Annotated in this window: 12 protein-coding genes; 1 reads left to right on the top strand and 11 read right to left on the bottom strand. The window is 70.2% G+C overall.

Translation table 11 applies throughout. The features are described 5' to 3' along the window. Positions 1–15: 15 nt before the first annotated feature. The 10 genes from CA12_RS18290 to CA12_RS23050 form a co-directional block, all read right to left on the bottom strand. On the bottom strand, positions 16–1,914 hold the full coding sequence (locus CA12_RS18290) for a putative Ig domain-containing protein (protein WP_165700851.1): 1,899 nt from the start codon (positions 1,912–1,914) through the stop codon (positions 16–18). After that, a complete protein-coding gene (locus CA12_RS22235) occupies positions 1,911–3,374 on the bottom strand; it encodes a type IV pilus biogenesis protein PilM (protein ID WP_165700850.1) in 1,464 nt (487 codons plus the stop codon). The genes CA12_RS18290 and CA12_RS22235 overlap by 4 nt, the downstream gene beginning before the upstream one ends. 94 nt (positions 3,375–3,468) lie before the next feature. Next, positions 3,469–5,193 (bottom strand): type II secretion system protein GspK, encoded by a 1,725-nt coding sequence (locus CA12_RS18285; protein WP_145360428.1) that lies wholly within the window; start codon positions 5,191–5,193, stop codon positions 3,469–3,471. Then, positions 5,190–6,062, bottom strand: coding sequence for a prepilin-type N-terminal cleavage/methylation domain-containing protein (locus CA12_RS18280; RefSeq protein ID WP_145360426.1), 873 nt, complete (start codon positions 6,060–6,062; stop codon positions 5,190–5,192). The genes CA12_RS18285 and CA12_RS18280 overlap by 4 nt, the downstream gene beginning before the upstream one ends. Then, positions 6,059–6,442, bottom strand: a complete 384-nt coding sequence (locus CA12_RS18275; RefSeq protein WP_145360424.1) for a hypothetical protein — start codon at positions 6,440–6,442, stop codon at positions 6,059–6,061. The genes CA12_RS18280 and CA12_RS18275 overlap by 4 nt, the downstream gene beginning before the upstream one ends. A 182-nt stretch (positions 6,443–6,624) precedes the next feature. Beyond that, positions 6,625–7,275 (bottom strand): GspH/FimT family pseudopilin, encoded by a 651-nt coding sequence (locus CA12_RS18270; protein WP_165700849.1) that lies wholly within the window; start codon positions 7,273–7,275, stop codon positions 6,625–6,627. Further along, on the bottom strand, positions 7,272–7,682 hold the full coding sequence (locus CA12_RS18265; RefSeq protein ID WP_242688019.1) for a type II secretion system protein GspG: 411 nt from the start codon (positions 7,680–7,682) through the stop codon (positions 7,272–7,274). Before CA12_RS18265 ends, CA12_RS18270 begins: the two co-directional genes overlap by 4 nt. Positions 7,683–7,885: 203 nt before the next feature. Then, entirely contained in the window at positions 7,886–9,121 is a 1,236-nt protein-coding gene (locus CA12_RS18260; RefSeq protein ID WP_145360419.1) for a type II secretion system F family protein, read from the bottom strand. A 99-nt stretch (positions 9,122–9,220) separates the two neighbouring features. Continuing rightward, on the bottom strand, positions 9,221–10,903 hold the full coding sequence (locus CA12_RS18255; protein ID WP_145360418.1) for a GspE/PulE family protein: 1,683 nt from the start codon (positions 10,901–10,903) through the stop codon (positions 9,221–9,223). 1 nt (position 10,904) lies between these two features. Beyond that, positions 10,905–14,582: a secretin N-terminal domain-containing protein gene (locus tag CA12_RS23050; RefSeq protein WP_145360417.1), complete on the bottom strand. Its 3,678-nt coding sequence runs from the start codon at positions 14,580–14,582 to the stop codon at positions 10,905–10,907. A gap of 300 nt (positions 14,583–14,882) precedes the next feature. Here CA12_RS23050 and CA12_RS18245 point away from each other — a divergent pair, with 300 nt between their 5' ends. Then, entirely contained in the window at positions 14,883–16,121 is a 1,239-nt protein-coding gene (locus CA12_RS18245; protein ID WP_145360416.1) for an EF-hand domain-containing protein, read from the top strand. A gap of 112 nt (positions 16,122–16,233) precedes the next feature. Here the strand turns inward: CA12_RS18245 and CA12_RS18240 are convergent, their stop codons facing one another. Continuing rightward, positions 16,234–18,078 carry a hypothetical protein gene (locus CA12_RS18240; protein WP_145360415.1) on the bottom strand — a complete coding sequence of 615 codons (1,845 nt, stop codon included), beginning with the start codon at positions 18,076–18,078 and terminating at the stop codon, positions 16,234–16,236. Between the last annotated feature and the right edge of the window lie 44 nt (positions 18,079–18,122).

Genomic DNA, 18,122 nt, shown 5'->3' with positions numbered 1-18,122 from the left:
CTCGACGCGGCCCGATTAGTCGGATTCGTCGTCTGCGACGGTTTCTGCGTCTCCGACTCCGTCGGGCGAGGCATCTTCAGACGGTTCCGCTGGCGCCGGGCCGCCGGATTCGGCGACGGCGTCGTCGGATTCGCCCTCGGTCTCCGCCGCCGGATCAGCGGCGGGTCCGGCAGCCGGATCGGTCGCCGGGTCAGCGGCGGGTTCTGCGGAGGCCGGGGGCGGGTCGATCGCCCCGCGGTCGACCGCGTCGGCCAGCGAGGCGCCGAGCGGCAGCCGGTAGCGGCGGCCGTTGCGCCGGTATTCCAGCGAGTCGCGGCCGATCTCCACGATCCGGCCCTCGATGCCCGCCAGAGCGAAGTCATCGCCGGGCTCGAGCCGGGTGATCTGGTTCTCGGCCTGATTGAACAGCGTGGCGACGGGTTCGCCGTTGCGGGTCACGCGGCCGACGAACTTCACGTAGGGCCGCAGATCCTCCGTCACGGTCACCCGCACGCGGGTCTCGCCGCTGAGCGGCGGGGAGCCCTGGTCCGTCGCCCGGACGGTCAACGTCATTTCGCCGGGGGCCAGATCCGCGGGCACTTCCCAGCGGACCAGACCGAAGAAGGAATCGATGAACGCCCCCTCCGGCGGATCGACCAGGCTGAAGTCCACCTCGTCGCCGTCCTCCGCGTCGTTCGCCTCCGTCTCGAACAGCAGCACGTCCCCGGCGTTGACCGTCTTCGGCTCCACGCTGGAGACTGTCGGCGGCGTGTTGCGGTCCACGAGCGTCAGCAGGACGGAGCCGGTCACCCGCTTGTCCGGCCGCGGCACCGCGGCGGCGATCTCCACCTCATACTCCCCGGCGGGCAGGTCGGCCGGCGGGTCCCAGGAGAGTTTGCCGGTGGCCGGATCGAACGTCGCCCCCTCCGGCAGCCCGGTCGCGGAGAGCGTCGGCTCCCCGCCGCGGGGGTCGTAATCGACCGTGGAGGCCGTCAGGGAGAACGACTCACCGCGCACCAGCCGCGGCGACCCGTCAAGCTTCAACTCGGGAGCGTAGGAGCGGGGTTTGCGGAAGGGGCCGGTCTCGCTGAACGCCGGGGCGTTTTCGGCGGGCGGCGCGTGCGGCCAGAGTTGCAGGAACGTGCCCGCCGACAGATCGGCGGGCTGCGTGCCCTCGGCGCCGCGACGGAGCGTCCACCGCACCGCGGCGCCCTCCTCGCCGGCCTCTTCGCCCAGCGGTTGCACGTCGGCGACCGTGAGAAACTCCGTGCCCGCCCGGACCGTGAAGCCGGGCTCCTCGGGGAACGCCCCGCTGAGGCCGGCCGGGACGGTCACCTCCGCCGCTTCGTCGTCGGCCGAAAGATCGGCGGTGAGTCGGGCGAACGGGAAGATCTCCTCCCGCTGGGCGGCCGTCGGCAGGGAGAGGGCCTCCGCCTCGATCAGCACGTCCAGCGGCGCGTCGCCCACCTCGGACGGGCTCGCCACCTTGGAGGAGTTGATGCGGTGCAGCAGATCGGTGCGGCGGAAGCGCCGCAGGAACAGGTCGAGTTCCGCCAGCGTGGCCAACCCCCGCAGTTCGACCCGCACGGGGCGGAACTGTTCGTCGCGGCGGGCCTGCACGGGCCGCAGTTCGGTCCGCACCTCCTCCCAGCCGCTGATGGTCGCCAGATCCTGCAACCATTGCGGATAGAGCCGTTCCGCGTAGCTCACGTCCGCCGGCAGGCTCTGGCTGCGGGCGTCGTTCACGCGGAGGGAGGCGGCGCCAATGGTCGCCTTGCGGTTCGACAGCGTCCCCGACCGCTCCAAACGGCCGTCGAGCGTCGATTGCAGTTCGTCGATCGGCCCAGTCGTCATGGCCACGATTGGGCCGCGCATCAGGTAGCCGACCAGAAACAGGCCGAGCACGCCGGCGAGAATCTTTTCGTTGCGTTTCATAAGGAGGCCCCCCCGGCATTCGCGGCGGCGGTTTCTGTCGGGGCGGATGCGGACGGGGCCGGCTCGGGGGGCAGTTCGGCGGTGAGGGAGAACCGCACCGGGTAGCCTTCGCGGCCGGTCACGCGTGCGGTTTGCGTCGGCCGCACCACGTAGCCGGCGCCGGCGAGATCGCGTTCGACCTCCCGCACCAGGTTCGTGCTCTCGGCAAATCCGTCCGCCCGGATCGACGCCCGGCTGCGGGAGGTCGGCGGGCTGAGTTGGAACGACTCCAGGAACAAACGGTCGGTGCCGGGCAGGAGGGCGTCCAGGCGGGCGAGCTCGGTGCGGCTGTCGGTCGTCTCCGCGGCCCAGAGGGAGAGTGCGGCGTCTTCGACGAGCAGAGGCTCGTTCCGCTTCACGAACTTCTCGTCCGAGGCGATCCGGGTCTCCAGCACGGCGATCTGCTCCTGCAAGTTGGCTTTCTGCCGACTGAGCACGAACCAACCGCCGCCCACGACGATCGCCAGCGCCGTCGCGGCCAGCAGGCCGGTCCGCAGGCGGGTGTCCTCCGGTTCGGGCCGGCGGCGGGGGGCGAGGAAGTTCAACGCCGGGACCGCTTGGTCCCCCGTCGCCAGTCCGACCGCCCCGCCCAGCGATCCCGGGGCGGAGGTGGAGGACGGGCCGCTGAGGCCGAGTTCGCTCCAAGCCTCTACCGGACGCGGCGTGCCGCCGAGACGCTCCGCAAGCCGCGGAGCCCAGCGGTGTGACTCGGCGCCGAGCCCCCACACCGTCGCCAGCCCGTCTTCCAGATCGGAGGAGTGGGAGATGAGGACGCGGCTGCACTCCGACAGCAGCGTGCGTTCCCATTCCTCCTCGTCCTGCCCCACCGGATGGGCGGAGTGCGAGTTCGTCACCCGCGGACCGTCCGGCCCGAACGCCAGCAGCGTGAGCTCCACGAACTCCCCGTCGCGGCTGACGATCAGCGTCGTGCCTTCGCCGGGGGCCTGGCCCGAGACCAGACGGGCGGCCCCGACCGGGGCCAGCCCCACGGAGGCGAGGTTGAGCCCGGCGGCCTCCGTCGTCTTCGAGATTTCCGCCAGCAACTTGGCGGGGATCGTCGCCAGCAGGGCGGCCCGACCGGCGGCGCCGCTGGAGGCGGGCACCGGGAGGAAATCGAACGCCAGCTGATCCAGCGGCGCCGCGCTCTTGGTCGCGGCCTGCATCCGGACCAGATCCGGCAAATCGTCGTCGGGCACGGCCGGCAGGTCGAGCCGACGGATCGTCGCCCGAGATCGCGGGACGGCGACGACGGTGCGTTTCGCCGTCACCTTCGCCTTCGCCAACGCCGCCTTCAGCCCGTCGGAGGTGACAGGGGCGGCTGTCTCGAACGCGGCGCCCACCTTCCCGGCGCCGTCGACGACGACGCCGCGCAGTGGGTCCTCCGCGGAGCGGGGCCAGGCGAGGGCGAGGGTTTCGGGCATGGGGAACTAACGGGGGCGCCGGCGGGGACGAACGGGGCGGTCGGGAAAACTGTGCGGCCGCTTTCGGCCTTGGACAAGGAGCGGCGCCGCGGGATCAGGGGGCGGCGAGCATCGCCCGGGGCACGCCCCGGCCGAGGTCGGACAGGTCGCGCATCTCCACCACCCGAGCGGGGGAGGTCGTGCCGTCGATCACCGCTTCCACCCGCACCGCCGGCCCCCCGCCCTCGACGTAGCCGATGGACCGGACCCGGAAGAACCCGCCCCGGGCGGTGAGGAACGGGTCGAGCCGACGGAGCGTCGGCAGGTCCGCCAGGCCATCCGTGTACAGCCAGAACGGCGTGAGCCGCTGGGCGTGCAGGTCCGGACGGGCCTCGCCGTCGGCGCCGATCATCCGGGCGGCGTCAATCGACTCCGCCAGCCCCTGCGTCATCCCCGGCACGCCCAGCAGCGCCCCGACGCGGGCCTGATTCACGTTCACCCGGCCGCGGATGATCTCTGTGTCGAAGGTGGTGACGGTCTGGAGGATCGTCGGCAGTTGGTCGAGCAGCGCCCCGGACTGGAACGGGCTGATCAGCGTCGTCAGTTCGCCGTCGACCTCGACGTCCACATCCCGATCGACCAGGTCGTAGAAGCTGCCGATATCCGCTGTCGCCCCGCCGGAGAGGTCCATGCCGGCCCGGGTGACGGTCGCCTCCTCGTCCGCCCCGCCGATCAGCCCGGCCAGGGCCCCGGCCATCGCGTCGACCTGCTCCTGTTCGGTGGCGGTCGGCACGGTCGGGTTGCCCTCCTCATCCAATCCCTCCTCCAGCAGTGCGTCCACGTCCGCGTTCGGATCGAGGCTGTCCGAGCTGTTTTCCGGGTCGAGCGGCCCGGCGAGGCGGTAGGCGACGACGAACTGGGCGGTCTCCGTATCGAAGGCTTCCTCCAGCGCGTCGAACAGATCGGTGAGGACGCCGTCGTTGAGGTCGATCTTCTCCTCGCCGTCGGCGTTCAGGTTCGGCTCCCCGCCGTGCACGGTGAGGTAGGCGGTCCAGCCGACGTCCAGCAGCCCGTCGCCGTTGTCTGGGGGATAGGTGGCCTCGCCGTCGTTCTCGCCGGGGTCCAGCAGCCCGTTGCGGTTGGCGTCCTCGCCGTAGAGCAGCGCCGGGGTCACGCCCTGCACCAGCAGGAGCTCGTCCACGCTGTCGATCGGTCCGTTGCGGGGCGAACGGGGCGGATTCAGGGCGGCGTAGTCTTCGAATTCCGCCCCGAATTCGCGGAGGTCGTCGTCCTCGTCGATGAAGTCGAAGATCGCGTCGGCGATCGCCTCCGTCATCCCCGGCAGGCCCATCAGCAGGTCGCGTTGTTGGCTCTCGGTCAGTTCCTGATCGCGGACGGTGAGGTTCAGCAGCCCGTTGACGTCCAGCTTGCCGGACTCGTCGATCAACCCGAACCGCAGTTGCGTGCCGGTCGGGTCGCCTTCGACCGGCGCGAAGACCGTGAAGCGGCCGTTGCCCAGCGGGTCGTCGGAGGGGGAGACCAGCACGCCGCGGAGGGCCGCCGGTTCGTGGTAGATCGGCGGCGGGTCCGCGGGGAACGCCGTGCCCTCGTCCACCAGCGCCAGGGCCAAAGCGACGCCGCTGTCGGCGCAGGCCCGGCTGCGGGCGGAGATGCCGTGGGCGTTCGCCGCGGCCTTTTCCGCCAACATGCGCTCCGTGAAGCCGTACACGCCGAACGTCAGTAGCAACACGAGCACCAACACCGCCAACAACACGGACCCCGTGCGGCGCCGCCCGAGACGGGCGATTGCGGGACGGCGGAGCTTCGAAATGGGCGTCACAGCAGCGCCTCCGCGCTCGGTTCGCTCAGCGGCGGGCAGATCACCAGCCGGGTCACGGACGGCCCGCGGTTCCCCAGTTCCTGCCCCGTGGCGTAGGGGTTCGGGGCGCCGTCGAGGTCGATTTCGAGCGTCACCTCGATCGCCCGCGGCAGGGAGCCGGTGAGGGAGGAATCCCAACTGGTTACCCACTCCGCCCCGTCGAAGTAGCGGAAGGAGAGCCCGGTCACCTCCGGGGCGAGCAGCCGGGCGGCGTCGGTGAGGCCGGGCAGATCGCCCGTATCTTCCGCGAGGGCGACGGCGGCGGTGTCGCCTTCGGAGCGGGCCAACCCTTCGCCGTCACGCTCCGCCACGCCGGAGGAGACCGCCCCGCCCCGCCCCGCGAGGAACCAGGTCACCGTCCGCAGATCGCTGGTGCGGGCCGCGGGGCCGGTGGTCACCTCGTCCGCAATGCCCCGCGGCGGCAGGGCCGTGTACAGCGTCAGCGTTTCCGCGTCCCCCGTCACCCCGACCTGCGGCACCGGAAACAGCTCCTCCGCGGGCTCCGTCGGTTCGGCGCCGGAAGAGGAGGACGAGGCGCTGCTGGCCGCGGACGCCAGGTCGGCGGGGTCGTCCCCGGAGTCGTCGGCGGAGGTCTCGTCCGGCAGGGCCCGCGGCGGGGCGAACCGCAGGCTCCGCACGTCCGTCAGCAGCCGGGACCGGATCGCCCGGACGAGCTGCTGCTCCGTGGCGGCGTCTCGGCCCATCGTGGTCACGCGGCGGAAGGTCTCCAGCCCCGCGTAGACCCCCGCCAGCACGACGACCAGCAGGGCCATCGCCAGCAGAACCTCGATGAGGGTGAAGCCGCTCCGGCGGCGGGGCGTGCGGTTCACAGCGTCCCCCCCGAAGAGGCCGAGACCTCGGCGTCCAGCAACACCGCCGGGTCGCGGACGAACTGCTGGAGGCGGAACGCTTCGTTCGTCCCGTCGCCCAACCCCTCATGCAACACCGTCACCGAGACGTCCAGCAACCCCTCCGCCGGGCCGGCGGCGACCGTCATCGAGTAGGACCACAGCCCGTCGTCCCCCTGCAACGGCGCTTCGCCTACCGTTTGCAACGGCTCGATGCCGGCGAGGACCTCGTTCATTTTCGTCGTGGCGAACTCCTCCGCCTTCGTCCGCAACCGGGCCTCGTCCGCGGCCCGCACGCCCAAGGAGACGTGCTGACCCAGCACCGCCAACGACCCGACCAGCAGGATCAGCGCGAGGAACACCTCGTAGAAGGTGATGCCCCTCCGCGGCGTGCACTTCGAGACCAGCCCGACGCGCGAGCGTCGGCGGTCGGCGCAGCCGGCGGTAGGCCATCGCGAAGGCGCGCGGCGATTCGCACCGCCGACGCTTGCACGTCGGGCTGGTATCACTGAACCGGTCAGAGCATGGCCCTTGGAAAGTCGCGTCATTGCGGCGGCATCCCGGGGAGGGTCGGGCGTTCGACCGGTTCGATCGAGGCGGCGCCGGTCATGCTGCGGACGACGACCCGCAGCCCGCCGATGTCGTCGGCCAGCGTGACCGAGGAAGCCGACGCGGTGCCGTCCGGCAGGAAGCGGATCGGGTCGGACCACTGGGCCATCCCCAACTCCGCGGCGTTGGGCAACCCCTCAAAGTAATTGGCGGCGGGACGGCCGGCGGTGGGCATGAGGGAGGCCGTGGAGGGAAACGTCACCCCCTCCGCCAGCGTGCCGGTGCGGACGGGCACCCAGTCGACTTGAACAGGGGCCGCGGCGGAGGCGACGGGGGCCTGTTCACGTTCCGCCGGGACGACGACCCAGCGGCGGCCGTTCGCCTCAGCCCGAAACTCGTAGGGCACGCCCTCCTGCACCGCATCCAGGCGGGCCCGGGCGAGGTCGCCGCGGACGGCCTCGGCACTGGAGCGGAGGGCGTAGTCGCCGAAGAACCGCAACGCCGTGGGCGCCACCACCGCCGCCAGCACGGCCAGCACCGTGAGGACCAGCAGAATCTCCACGAGGGTGAACCCGCGGGACGTCCACTTGGAAGGACGCGGGCGGGGCGGCTCGGGGCGACGGCGGGGGGCGAACGGCGGGCTCACGTGCCGACGGTGGACCAGTTGTTGACGTCGTCGCCGCTGCCGTCTTCGTTCACGCCGTTCGGGCCGGCGCTCCAGATGTCCGGCTTGGTGCTGATCGTCTGGTTCGACGCGGGGAACTGGTAGAACAGCGGCTCGTCCCAACCGTCCTTGGGCTGTTCGTCGATGTACGGATCGACTTGCCGGCCGTCGATCGGTTCCGGCGCCATCAGCATCTGATTCACTTCTTGGGCGGAGCCCTGCGGCGGGCGACCGTTGTGGTCGATCGCGTACTGCTCGATGGCGCTCTCGTAGTTCGAGATGGCCACCCGGGTGGCGCTGATGTTCGCCTTCTGCTGCGAACCCAACAGGTTCGGCACGACCAGCGCGGCGATCACCCCGAGGATCGCCAGCACCAACAGGACTTCCACCAGCGTAAAGCCGCCGCGAGGCGCTACGGGGCGACGAACGGGACGGGCGGCGGAACGAGAACGGACGGGCGAACGCATGGGAGGGGGCTCAGCGGGAAACAATGCGGGGCTTCTGGACGAAACCCCGGCGAGGGACGCAGGTTTCGGGGGACCGCCGGGGTGCGACAATCCTCCCCGACCTGTCGGGAAGGTTGGAGAGGGGGTCAGGCGATGCCGCTGCTCTTGAGGATCGGCAGCATCAGGGCGATGCACAGGAACAGGATCGCCCCGGCCATGACCGTCAGCATGATGGGTTCGAGCAGCCGGACGAACAGGTCCAGCTGGCGGGCGGTGTTCCGCTCGGTGGCGTCGGCGATGTCGATCAGGACCTGCTCCAGATTGTTCGCCTCCTCGCCGACGGCGATCATCTCCGTGACCTCTTCCGGGAACTGCCCCGAAGCGGCCAGCGGGCCGGCGATGCTGCGGCCGGCGGTGATGCTCTCGGAGGCCTGCTCGATCGCCGCGGACAGCACCCGGTTGCCGGTGGCGTCCTTGGCGATCCGCAGGCTCTGCAGGATGGGCACCCCGTTGTTCAGCAGGGTGCCGAGGATCCGGCAGAACCGGGCGATCGCCAGATTGCGGGCGATGGGGCCGAAGCCGACCTCCTTCTTCCCCACTTTCAGGCCGAACAGCCGCACCTGGTCCCACTTGAGCCGGCCCTCCTCCGTCTCGCGGACGTAGCGGACGAGGAAGTAGAGCCCGCCGGCGACCGCGGCGGCGATCACGATCGCCCACTGGCTCCGCAGGATGTCGCTGGCCGCCATCAGCAGACTGGTCGCCGCGGGCAGTTCCCCGCTCTCGGCCATCCGTTCGAAGATCGGGGCGAAGTTGGGCACGAAGAACGTGATCATGGCGATCACGATGCCGCTGCCCATGACCAGCAGGAACAACGGGTAGACCATCGCCCCGACCACCCGCCCGCGGAGTTCCTGCTGGTGTTCCGTAAAGGAGGCGATGCGCTTCAGCACGTCCTCGAGGAACCCGCCCTCCTCCCCGGCGGTGATCATGCTGACGGCCAGCTCGCTGAACGCCTTGGGATGGCGCCGCATGGCGTCGGCGAGGCGGTTGCCGTCCGCGACCTCCGTGCGGACGTCCTCCAGCACGCTTTGCAGCGCGGGGGCAGTGCTTTTCCGCTCCAGCAGTTCCAGGCTGCGCAGCAGCGGCACGCCGCTCTTCAGCAGGTCGGACAGTTGCGAATAAAAGGAGGCTAGGTGCTTTCCGCCGACCCGCTTCGTCCCGGCCTTGGCCTTGGTGCGGGCGGCGTCGTTCAGCTCGACCGACAGCGGGAACAGCCCTCGCCCGGCCAGCGTGGTCAGCGCATCCCGCTCCCCCGCGGCGGAGATCGTCCCGGTCAGGGCCGCCCCGGAGGCGTCCCGGGCGGTGTAGGCGAAGTCAGGCAAGGAAGCCCTCCGGGCAAATTCCAATGACCAAGACATTAAGAATCAAGGACCGCCTGTGCGGCATCACTTGGTTCTTGAATTCTTGGACTTTGAAGCTTCTCAATCCATGTCTCCCTTGGTGACCCGGACGATCTCTTCGACGCTGGTTTCGCCGCTGAGGCAGCGTTGCCAACCGCTGTCGCGGAGGGTCGTCATGCCCTTCGACCGGCCGTGCCGGCGGATGGCGTCCGAGGGGGCGTTCTCCGCGACCATCTGCCGGAGTTCGTCGTCGGAGATCAGCAGTTCGAAGATACCCGTCCGGCCGCGATAGCCGGTCTCGCCGCAGGCCCGACAGCCCACCGCTTTGAACAGCGTCGCGGGCGGTTCGCCCTTCACGCCGGGGGGCATGTCGCGGGGATTGAAGTCGTACTCCCGCTTGCAGTCCACGCAGAGTTTGCGGACCAGCCGCTGGGCGAGGATCGCCTCGACGGTACTGGCGACGAGGTAGCTTTCCACGCCCATATCGATGAGGCGGGTGAACGACCCTGGCGCGTCGTTCGTGTGCAACGTGCTGAACACGAGGTGCCCGGTGAGGCTCGCCTGAATCGCCGCCTGGGCGGTTTCGCCGTCGCGGATCTCGCCGATCAGCACCACGTCCGGGTCGTGCCGCAGAATCGAACGCAGCCCCGCGGCGAAGGTCAGCCCGACCTTGGAATGCACCTGAATCTGGCTGATACCGTCGGACTGATATTCGACCGGGTCCTCGACGGTGATGATCTTCACCTCCGGGGATTTAATCTCGTTCAACGCCGAATACAGCGTCGACGACTTACCGGACCCGGTCGGCCCGGTGACGAGGATGATGCCGTTGGGCTGCGTGCAGGCGAGGCGGAACGGCTCGATGACGTTCGGCGGCATGCCGACGTTCTTGAGGTTGAACGTCATGCGGCTCTTGTCGAGCAGACGCATGACGATGCCCTCGCCGTGAATCATGGGGATGATCGAGACGCGAACGTCGATCTCCCGGCCCTTCACCCGCAGCTGGATGCGGCCGTCCTGCGGACGCCGTTTCTCCGCGATGTTCAGCCGCGACATGATTTTCAGACGCGTGATCATCGCGTTCTGAAAGTGCACGATCTCCGGCGGCATCGGCTGGATGCGCAGCACGCCGTCCACCCGGAAGCGGATCGTCAGCCCCCGCTCCGCCGGTTCGACGTGAATGTCGGAGGCGCCTTTATTCAGTGCCTCGACCAGCAGTTCGTTGACCAGCTTGATCACGCTGGCGGCCTGGGCCTCCTCGGCCTCCTCGCCGAGGTCCTCGCCCAACTCCTCCAGCAGTTCGACGCCCTCCTCCTCCCGCCGGGCCACCAGCGCGCTGACGGTGTCGCCGCCGACGCCGAGGTGCGCCTTGATGAGCCCGGCGATGTCGTCCCGGCGGGAGAGCGCCGGGATCAGGCTGAGGCCGGAGAGCGAACTGAGTTCGTCCAACCCTTCCAGATCGAACGGGTCGCTGGTGGCGACGACCACCCGGCCGTCCCGCTCGTGCAGCGGGAGGAGCGTGTGGCGAAAGATCGGGGCGGCGGGGAACCGCGCCAGCAGCCCCTCCTCGATCTCGAAATCCTTCAGATCGACGTAGGGATAACCCAGTTCGTCCCCGATGGCCGCGAGCGCGGCCTGTTCGGAGAGCATGCCGAGGTCCACCGCGGCCTGATCGACCCGTCGGCCATTCCGGCCCGCACGGGCGGCTGCCAGTTGGTCGGAGGTGAGGAGCCCGCGACGGGCGAGCATGGCGCCAAGGTCCATCTCACCGCCCCCCGCGGCCGCCGCGGGTCTGGCCGCCGCCGCCCGCATCGCCGCGACCGCCGCCGGCGTCGCCCCGTCCGCCGCCCGCGTCGCCGCCACCGCGTCCGCCGAATGCCCCGCGGCCGCCGTCGCCGCCGCCGCGGTTCTGCATCATCTGTTGAAACATCAACGCACGGGCGGCGGCGTCGGTGCCCCCGCCATTGTCGTCCGAGCGGGGGGACGGCGTCGAACCGCCGCCGCCGGTGCTCCGCGGAGACCGCACCACCGACCCGCCGCCGCCGCTGACACGGGGCATCATCGAACTGAGGGCGGCGGTGACGCTGGTCGGATCGGCGTCGCGGAGCGTCATGAACTGCACGCCGCGTTCGGCGTCCTTCGCGGCCAGGTCTAAGTCTTGGACGAGGTCCTCCACCTGCTGGAACAGGCTCTCCGGGGCGGACACGACCAGGCGACTCGTGCGGGTGTCCACGCCGATGGAAAGCTGGACCGAGGCGGCGTCCCCGCCCCCGGCCATCCCTCCCATGAGCATGGCGAGCGGGTTGCTGTCGCCGCCGCCGCGGCTGCTCCCGCCGCCGCGGCTGCGGGAGGCCATCTGGGCGGCCATTCCTTCGGAGGTTTGCTCTTTAAAGACCTCGCGGACGATCTCAGCGACCTCGTTGACGTCCGCGTATTGCACGGGGATCGTCCGGGGCAGGCGCTCTCGGGCGTTATCCGGGCGGCTGTCGGCGTCCAGCACGGTCAGTAACTGCTCGACCTGCCGCACGCCGGTCCGGGGGCCCTGCACGTAGAGGGCGTTGGCGCGGACGTCCGGGACGATCTTCAAGCTGGTCGGTCCGCCGAGCGAACTGACGCCGGCGACGTCCATCAGGCTGCCGCCGAACGAGGACAGGCCGGAGGCCATCGTGCCCATCATCGTGCCGTCGCTGCCGACGCCGGCGACGCTCGCCGAGGGGATCAGTTGTTCCAGCGTCTCCGCCGTCGCCGTGGCGTCGGCGTTTACCAAGTAGAACACGTTCCAGCCGTCGTCCGGCGGGATCAGCGACCCGAGCCGGGCGACCAGGTCCTCCAGTTCGTTTAATTTTTCCTCGTCCTCCGAGTACAGCACGAGCTGCCCGTCCAGCACCGTCATCGTCACGGGGGCGTTCGGGTCGGCGGGCGGCACGTCGGCGGAGGCGTTCCCCGCGGCCGCGTTCAGGGCGTCTTCGAGGCTTTCGCCCGACTCAGCGGCCGCCGGAGTCGGGGTGGCCGGAGCCGGGGCCGCCGGTTCCGACGCGGGGGCGGCAGCGTCTCCGCTCTGCGGGGCGGCCGGGTCGTCCTGCGGGAGGGAGAAACTCGGTCCGCCGAGGACGCTGAACGGATCGTCCAGCCGGGCCTCTTCCTGCGGGACCGGCTTCTCTGTGCGGGACGCGGGGGCGCCGCGACGCTCGACCGCGTTGGGGGCCGAGGGCGTGACGATGCGAATCGGCGTGGGATCGCGAATCTCCCACATCTGCTGAAGCAGCGGGACCATCCGCTCCGGGTCGCGGCCGCCCAGCGAAATCGTCCGCAGCGAACCGCCCGCGGCCCGCGCGCCCGTGCCGTCCTCGCCCAGTTGCAGGAGGAGTCCTTTGATCTCCGACACCTGATCCGGCGTCGCCCGCACCAGCAAACGCCGGCCGAGCGGGTCCGGTTCCACGACCGGGGCCTTCTCGCCCTCGGCGATGAACATGTTGTTGAGGGTCAGCGTGACGCTCAACGGGTCGAGCCGGGAGAGCGGAATGACGACCGACTGCGTCTCCGCCCGCACGTTGCCGTCGATCTGCTGGACGATCTCCGCGATCCGTTCCTGCTGGCCCGGCGCTGCGTTGATGTGCACGGCCCGGCCGCGGTCGTCCTCGTTCACCATCGCGTCCGGGAACAGGCTGACGATCGTGTCCCGCACGTCGTCCGGGTCCGCGGATTGGAGGGGGTAGGAGCGAAACACCGGCCGGCTGGAGGCGTAGGCAATCGGGTTGCCGTCGGCGTCCTCGGAGACGTCCACCGCCTTGAGGATTTCCTTCACCAGCAGGATCTTCTCCGGCCGGGCGGTGATCAGCAGGGTCTGCGTCCGCTCGTCGGCGGCGACGGAGATTTCCTGGTTCTCGTTGCTGCTTCCGCCGCGGCGGTCGCGGCTGTTACTGCTCTCCATCCCGAGTTGCGTCCGCACGGCCATCGCGGCGTCGTAGGCGTCCAAGTGTTTCAGGGGGACCTGTTCGAACACGATCTCCTGCCCGAGTTGGCCCAGCAGGGCGGCGATCCGGCGGACGTTCCCGCCGATGTCCCGCACCACGACGCTGTTCATCGCCGTCAGCGACGCCGCAGTCCCCTGCGGGCCGAGGAACGGCTCGATCTCCTGCACGGCGGTTTTGGAGTCGCTCCCCTTCAGCGGGATCACGACGCGCACCAGTTCGTTGTCGCCCCGATCCGGCAGGTCCTCCAGGGCCACGTCCGGCACGAGGTTCGGCGGGATGCCCTCGTCGATGTTGGCGCAGATCAGGAACCGGTCCCGGCGGACCAGCACGTAGCCCCGCTGGAGCAGGTAGCCGTTGAGGATGTCCAGCGCCTCGGTCGGCGTGTATTCGCCGTCGTCGAAGTAGTTGAAGGTGCCCGGCGGGACCGGCCCGGGGTCGAGCGTCAGCCCGGCGAACTGGGCGAACTCCCGCAACACCGGCTCCCAAGGGGCGTAGCGAAAGTTGAAGCTCATGGTGTTCTCGGCGGCCGTCGGCTCCTCGATCGCGTCAGCGACCGCCGCGGGAACGACCGCGTCAGCGCCGGCGGCTTCGGCCACATCCGACATCGCGGTGGCCGTCTCGACGCTGGCCTCGATCTCCGTCTGGTCCATTTCCCTCCGCCGGCCGCGACCGAAGTCGATGGTGGCGGTGGCGCCCTCCGGCACGGCGGTGTCGAACTCACGCAGTGCCCCGAACTCTTGGCCGGTCACGGTCTGCGGCCCGCCGGCGCCGCGACGGTCGCCGCGGTTGAACAGGTCGTAGGAGGGCGCCGGGCCGATCTTTTGTTGGTAGGCGTTCCGCTGCTCGTCGGAGACCTTTTCCAGCATCTTTTCCTCCAACTGCTGGCGGAACTCCGGGTCGCGGAACTTCGCCCAGTCGCCGCTCTCCCGCAGCTTGGCGAACTCCGCGTCGCGGATCTCCCGCATGGCGTCGCGCTGCTCGTCGGTCAGTTTGAGTTCGGCGGCGAGGTCGTCGCTCTCGATCGCGCCGGAGACGCCCCGCTGGCGGACCTGAATCTGCTGGTACCGCTCCCGCTGTTCGTCAGTGAAGACCTCCTTGGACTGCTCCTGGAACTTCTCCTCCGCGGCTCGGAACTGTTCGGACATCTGCTCGCGGACCTTCTGCCGCTCCTCGTCGGTCGTGGCGTTGCGGAACATCTCGCCGATCTTTTCCCGGTCGAGTCCCTCGCGGGAGGCCTCGCGCAGCTCGCGGAGCTTCTCGATCTGATCCGCCGAGAGCCCGACTTCTTCCCGAAAGCCCTCGTTTTCAAACAGGTCCGGCGGGCCGCCGGGACCGCGACCGCCGCCCGGACCGCCCCGCTGTGCAAAGGCGGGACCGGCGCACAGCAGCGCGATCGTCGCCGCCCACAACACGCGACGGCCGGAACCGACGGGGTGGAGACGCGGCGGAGACGCAATCGAGCGGGACATGCGGCGATTCGGGCAGGCGGGACGAACGGAAGGAACGGCCGACGCGGCAGCGGGTTTCAATACGGCGACGGTCAATGCTACGAGCGGCCGGGGGGAGGGTCGACGGGCGAGCCGACGGCGGTCAGCGGGCGATCGGGGCGACGGCGGGCGGCGAGGGTTCGACCGGCGGGGAGGATGCGTCGTCGATCGGGAACGCCCGAAAATGAGGGGCTCGGCGACACCTACGGGGCGCGACCGGTGTTCCCTAGGATAGTTCAACCCCGCCGCCGCGACGGCGGACCTCTCAAAATCTCGAAAGCCATGCCTCGCCGCCCATTGACGACCGCCGGTCCGTTTCTGCTCGCCTGTGCCGCCCTGCTGGTGACCGCAGACGCGGCCATGGCTCAGTCGGATCGCGGCATGCGCGGCGGTCCGCCGACCCGCGGCGGGGAGCAGTCTCCCGAGCGCGGCGACCGATCTCAGTTCGGCCGCGGCGACCGCGGCAGTCAGTTCGGCCGGGGGGAACGCGGCGGCCCGCCGGGTCGTGACGAACAGTCGGACCGTGGCGGTCCGCCCGATCGCGGCGGCCGGACCGAGGGGGGAGATCGCGGCGGCCCGCCTGACCGCGGCCGCGGGGGCGAAGGGGAGGATCGAGGCGGTCGGGGCGGCCCCGGCGGCCCCGGCGGCGGCGAGGAGGGGCAGTCCCGTGAGCGACGGATCTTCGACTGGGTCTGGAGCCGGGCCGACCGGAACAACGACGGGCAGATCACCCCGGACGAGGTCGGCGACGATCGGATGAAACGGTTCATGCAGGACCGCGGGCTCGATCCCCAAAAGGCCTACTCCCGTGACGCCTGGAATAAGGGGGCGGAAGCCTACGAGCAGAAACGCGCCCGCGAGCAGGAAAGCGAGGGCGGCGAGGAGCAGCGCCGGGAGGAGCCGCAGGGCGACGAGTCCCGCGAACGCTCGTCCCAGTCCAGCGGACCCAGCTTCGTCCGCGGCGGCGCCCGGGACGGACGGGGACAGCCGGTCCGCGTCACCCGCGACTTGCCGCAGGCGTTCGGCGAGTTCGACGCCGACGAGGACGGCCAGATCGGCCTCTACGAATGGCGCCTCTGGAACCGCGCCCTGCTCGCGGAGTTCATCACCCTCGATCGCGACGGCGACGGCTACCTCACCCCCCGCGAACTCGCGGAGGCCGATGCGCGCGACTACGCCCGCGGCGAAGGCGCCGTCCTGCCGCCGTCGAGCCTGACCGTGGTCCCCGCGCCCATCGAGTCGTCTAGGGAGTCGCCGACCAGCGCCGTCCCCACGCGGACGGCCACGCCCGTCGTGAGCGCCGCCCCCGCGGCCGCCGCGGAAATCAGTCCCAGCGACCGGACGGCGGCGGAGCGGTTCTTCAAGCTGCTGGACCGCGACCGCAGCGGCAAGGTGAGCCTGCCGGAGTGGGACCGCAGCGAGAAGCTGAAGCCGAAGTTCGAGGCCGCTGGCGCGGACCTTTCCGCGGACTTGGACCTGGAAACGTTCGTGACCTACTACGGGAAAACGCTGAACGGTTAGGACCGCCTTGGCGAACGCAAAGAACGTCCCGGACCCTCGGAGGGTTCGGGACGTTCTCGTTTCGGCCGGTGCGGAATCGTTCGGGGACGCCCGCAAGCGCCCCCGCGTCGGCTCACAGCTGCGACTCGTCGTAGCGGTCGGTCAGGGACAGGGCGAGGAAGCGGATGAAGCCCTCGCCGAAGACCAGTCGGAGACGGCCGCCGCCCGAGGGGGTGGGGCCGAACCGGACGAGCAGCCGGTCCGAGCCGTCAGCGAAGGCGTCGCGGGCGCGGAGGCCCGCATCGTCCACCTCGTCGAGGTTGTCGGAGAACCAGCCGTTGACGTTGACCGCCCCCCGCACGGGGGCCTCCGGGGCGACGCCGAGGCGGCCGGCGGTCGCCTGTACCGCCTCGACGGCCGCCATCGCCTCTTCCAGCGAGCCCTCGGCGCCGATCACCGCCCAGACGTGCTGGCGACCCAGCCCAACGTGGATCGCCGGCTGACCGCCGAAAAAGCGGAAGCGATCGCTTTCCTGCACATCGACGGCGACCGGCTCGTCGTCGCCTTGCTCTGTCGCATCCACAGCCGTGGCCCGGTCGCCGTCGCTCGCGACGTCGAAGCGGTGCCAAGTCACGCCGTTCTCTGCCGCGACGTTCAGCGTCAGGTTTTGCACCAGCGGGTTGTTCTCCGGCAGCTTGTCGAGCAGCCGTTCCAACACCTGCGGCACTCCCTGGCTGAAGCGGTCGCCCTGGGCGATCGTCATGCCGCCGAGGGCCATCATCCCCGTCGACTCCCGCCGGCGGACCTGCGTGAAGAAGTTCAGTTCACCGTTTTCAACGGTGACGATCAGCGGCTCGAAAACGTCGTTCGTCAGTTGCCGCGTGGCCGGGTCGATCAGCGTGTAGTCGCTCGTGCCGGCCTCGCGGACTTCCTCCAGTTCCCCGATCCGCGCGGGCTCTTCGTCGCCGAGGGGCCGCAGGCCGGAGAGGGCGGCGCCGAGTTCGTCCTGGGCCACGCGGAGTTGTTCGATCGTCGCCGCCTGATCCCAACTGTTGTAGGTCAGCCCGGCGACGAGGCTCAGCGGGGCGGCTTCTTCGTAGAGCACGTCGAAGGCCGTCGGACGGGCTTTGATCCGGGCCAACTCCTCCTCCCAGGCGGTGCCCGGGACGGCCTCGAAGGCGAGGTCGACCTCGATCGTCCGCCGCTCCGCGGAGGCGTCGATCCCGAGGGTGATCTCGTCGGAGCCCTCCAGCAGGGCCTCAAGCTGTTCCAGCGTGCGCTTCGCCCGGTTCTTCCGGACGCGGAAGGCGGCTTCGGGCTCGTCGTCGCGGCGCTGCATCTGGGTCTGCGTGTTCTGGCGGAGCAGGTTCTGAAAGAGCTTCCGCATGCCCGGCGGGATGTTCTTCGGCAGGGCCTGGGCGGCAAAGTCGTAGCGGGCGGCCAGCGGGCCCGCGACGTTCAGCGGGTTCGGCAGGATGCGTTCCTCCAGGAACGGCCGCTCGTTGGAGATCAGCGCGTAGTCGTCCTGCAGTTTGACGAACAGGGTGAAGCCCCCCTTCACCTCCATCAGGTCGTCGGTCAGCATTTCCGTCGTGACGTTCGGACGGGTACTGAGCGACCCCCGAAAATCGGCCAGATCGGAGATCGGCAGGAAGCCGACGGGGCTGGGAATCGGCACGAAGCCCGGCTTCAGGAACACCATCACCCCGAACGGCCGGGTGCGGTCCACGCCTTCCAAGTTGTTGACGAACTCCAGGTAGCCGTCGACGACCTCCGACATGTCCTCCCGTTCGACGGTCGAGAACATGAAGTCGATGTCCGCCCGCGCCCGTTCCACGCCGGCGAACGTGATCACCCCGACGGGTTCGAGCCGTTCGAGCGGCGGTTCGGTCTCCTCCTGCCCGGCCGCCCGCGGAACGACGGCCGGCGAGGCGAGGGCGAGGGCGAGGAGCGGGGCGAGCGACAGGCAGCGGCGCATGGCGGCGGATCGTGAGGAACGGAACGCGAGGCGATACCGTTCCA

The organism is Alienimonas californiensis (genome assembly GCF_007743815.1).
Taxonomy (GTDB): domain Bacteria; phylum Planctomycetota; class Planctomycetia; order Planctomycetales; family Planctomycetaceae; genus Alienimonas; species Alienimonas californiensis.
This window is presented reverse-complemented; position numbering and strand designations above follow the sequence as displayed.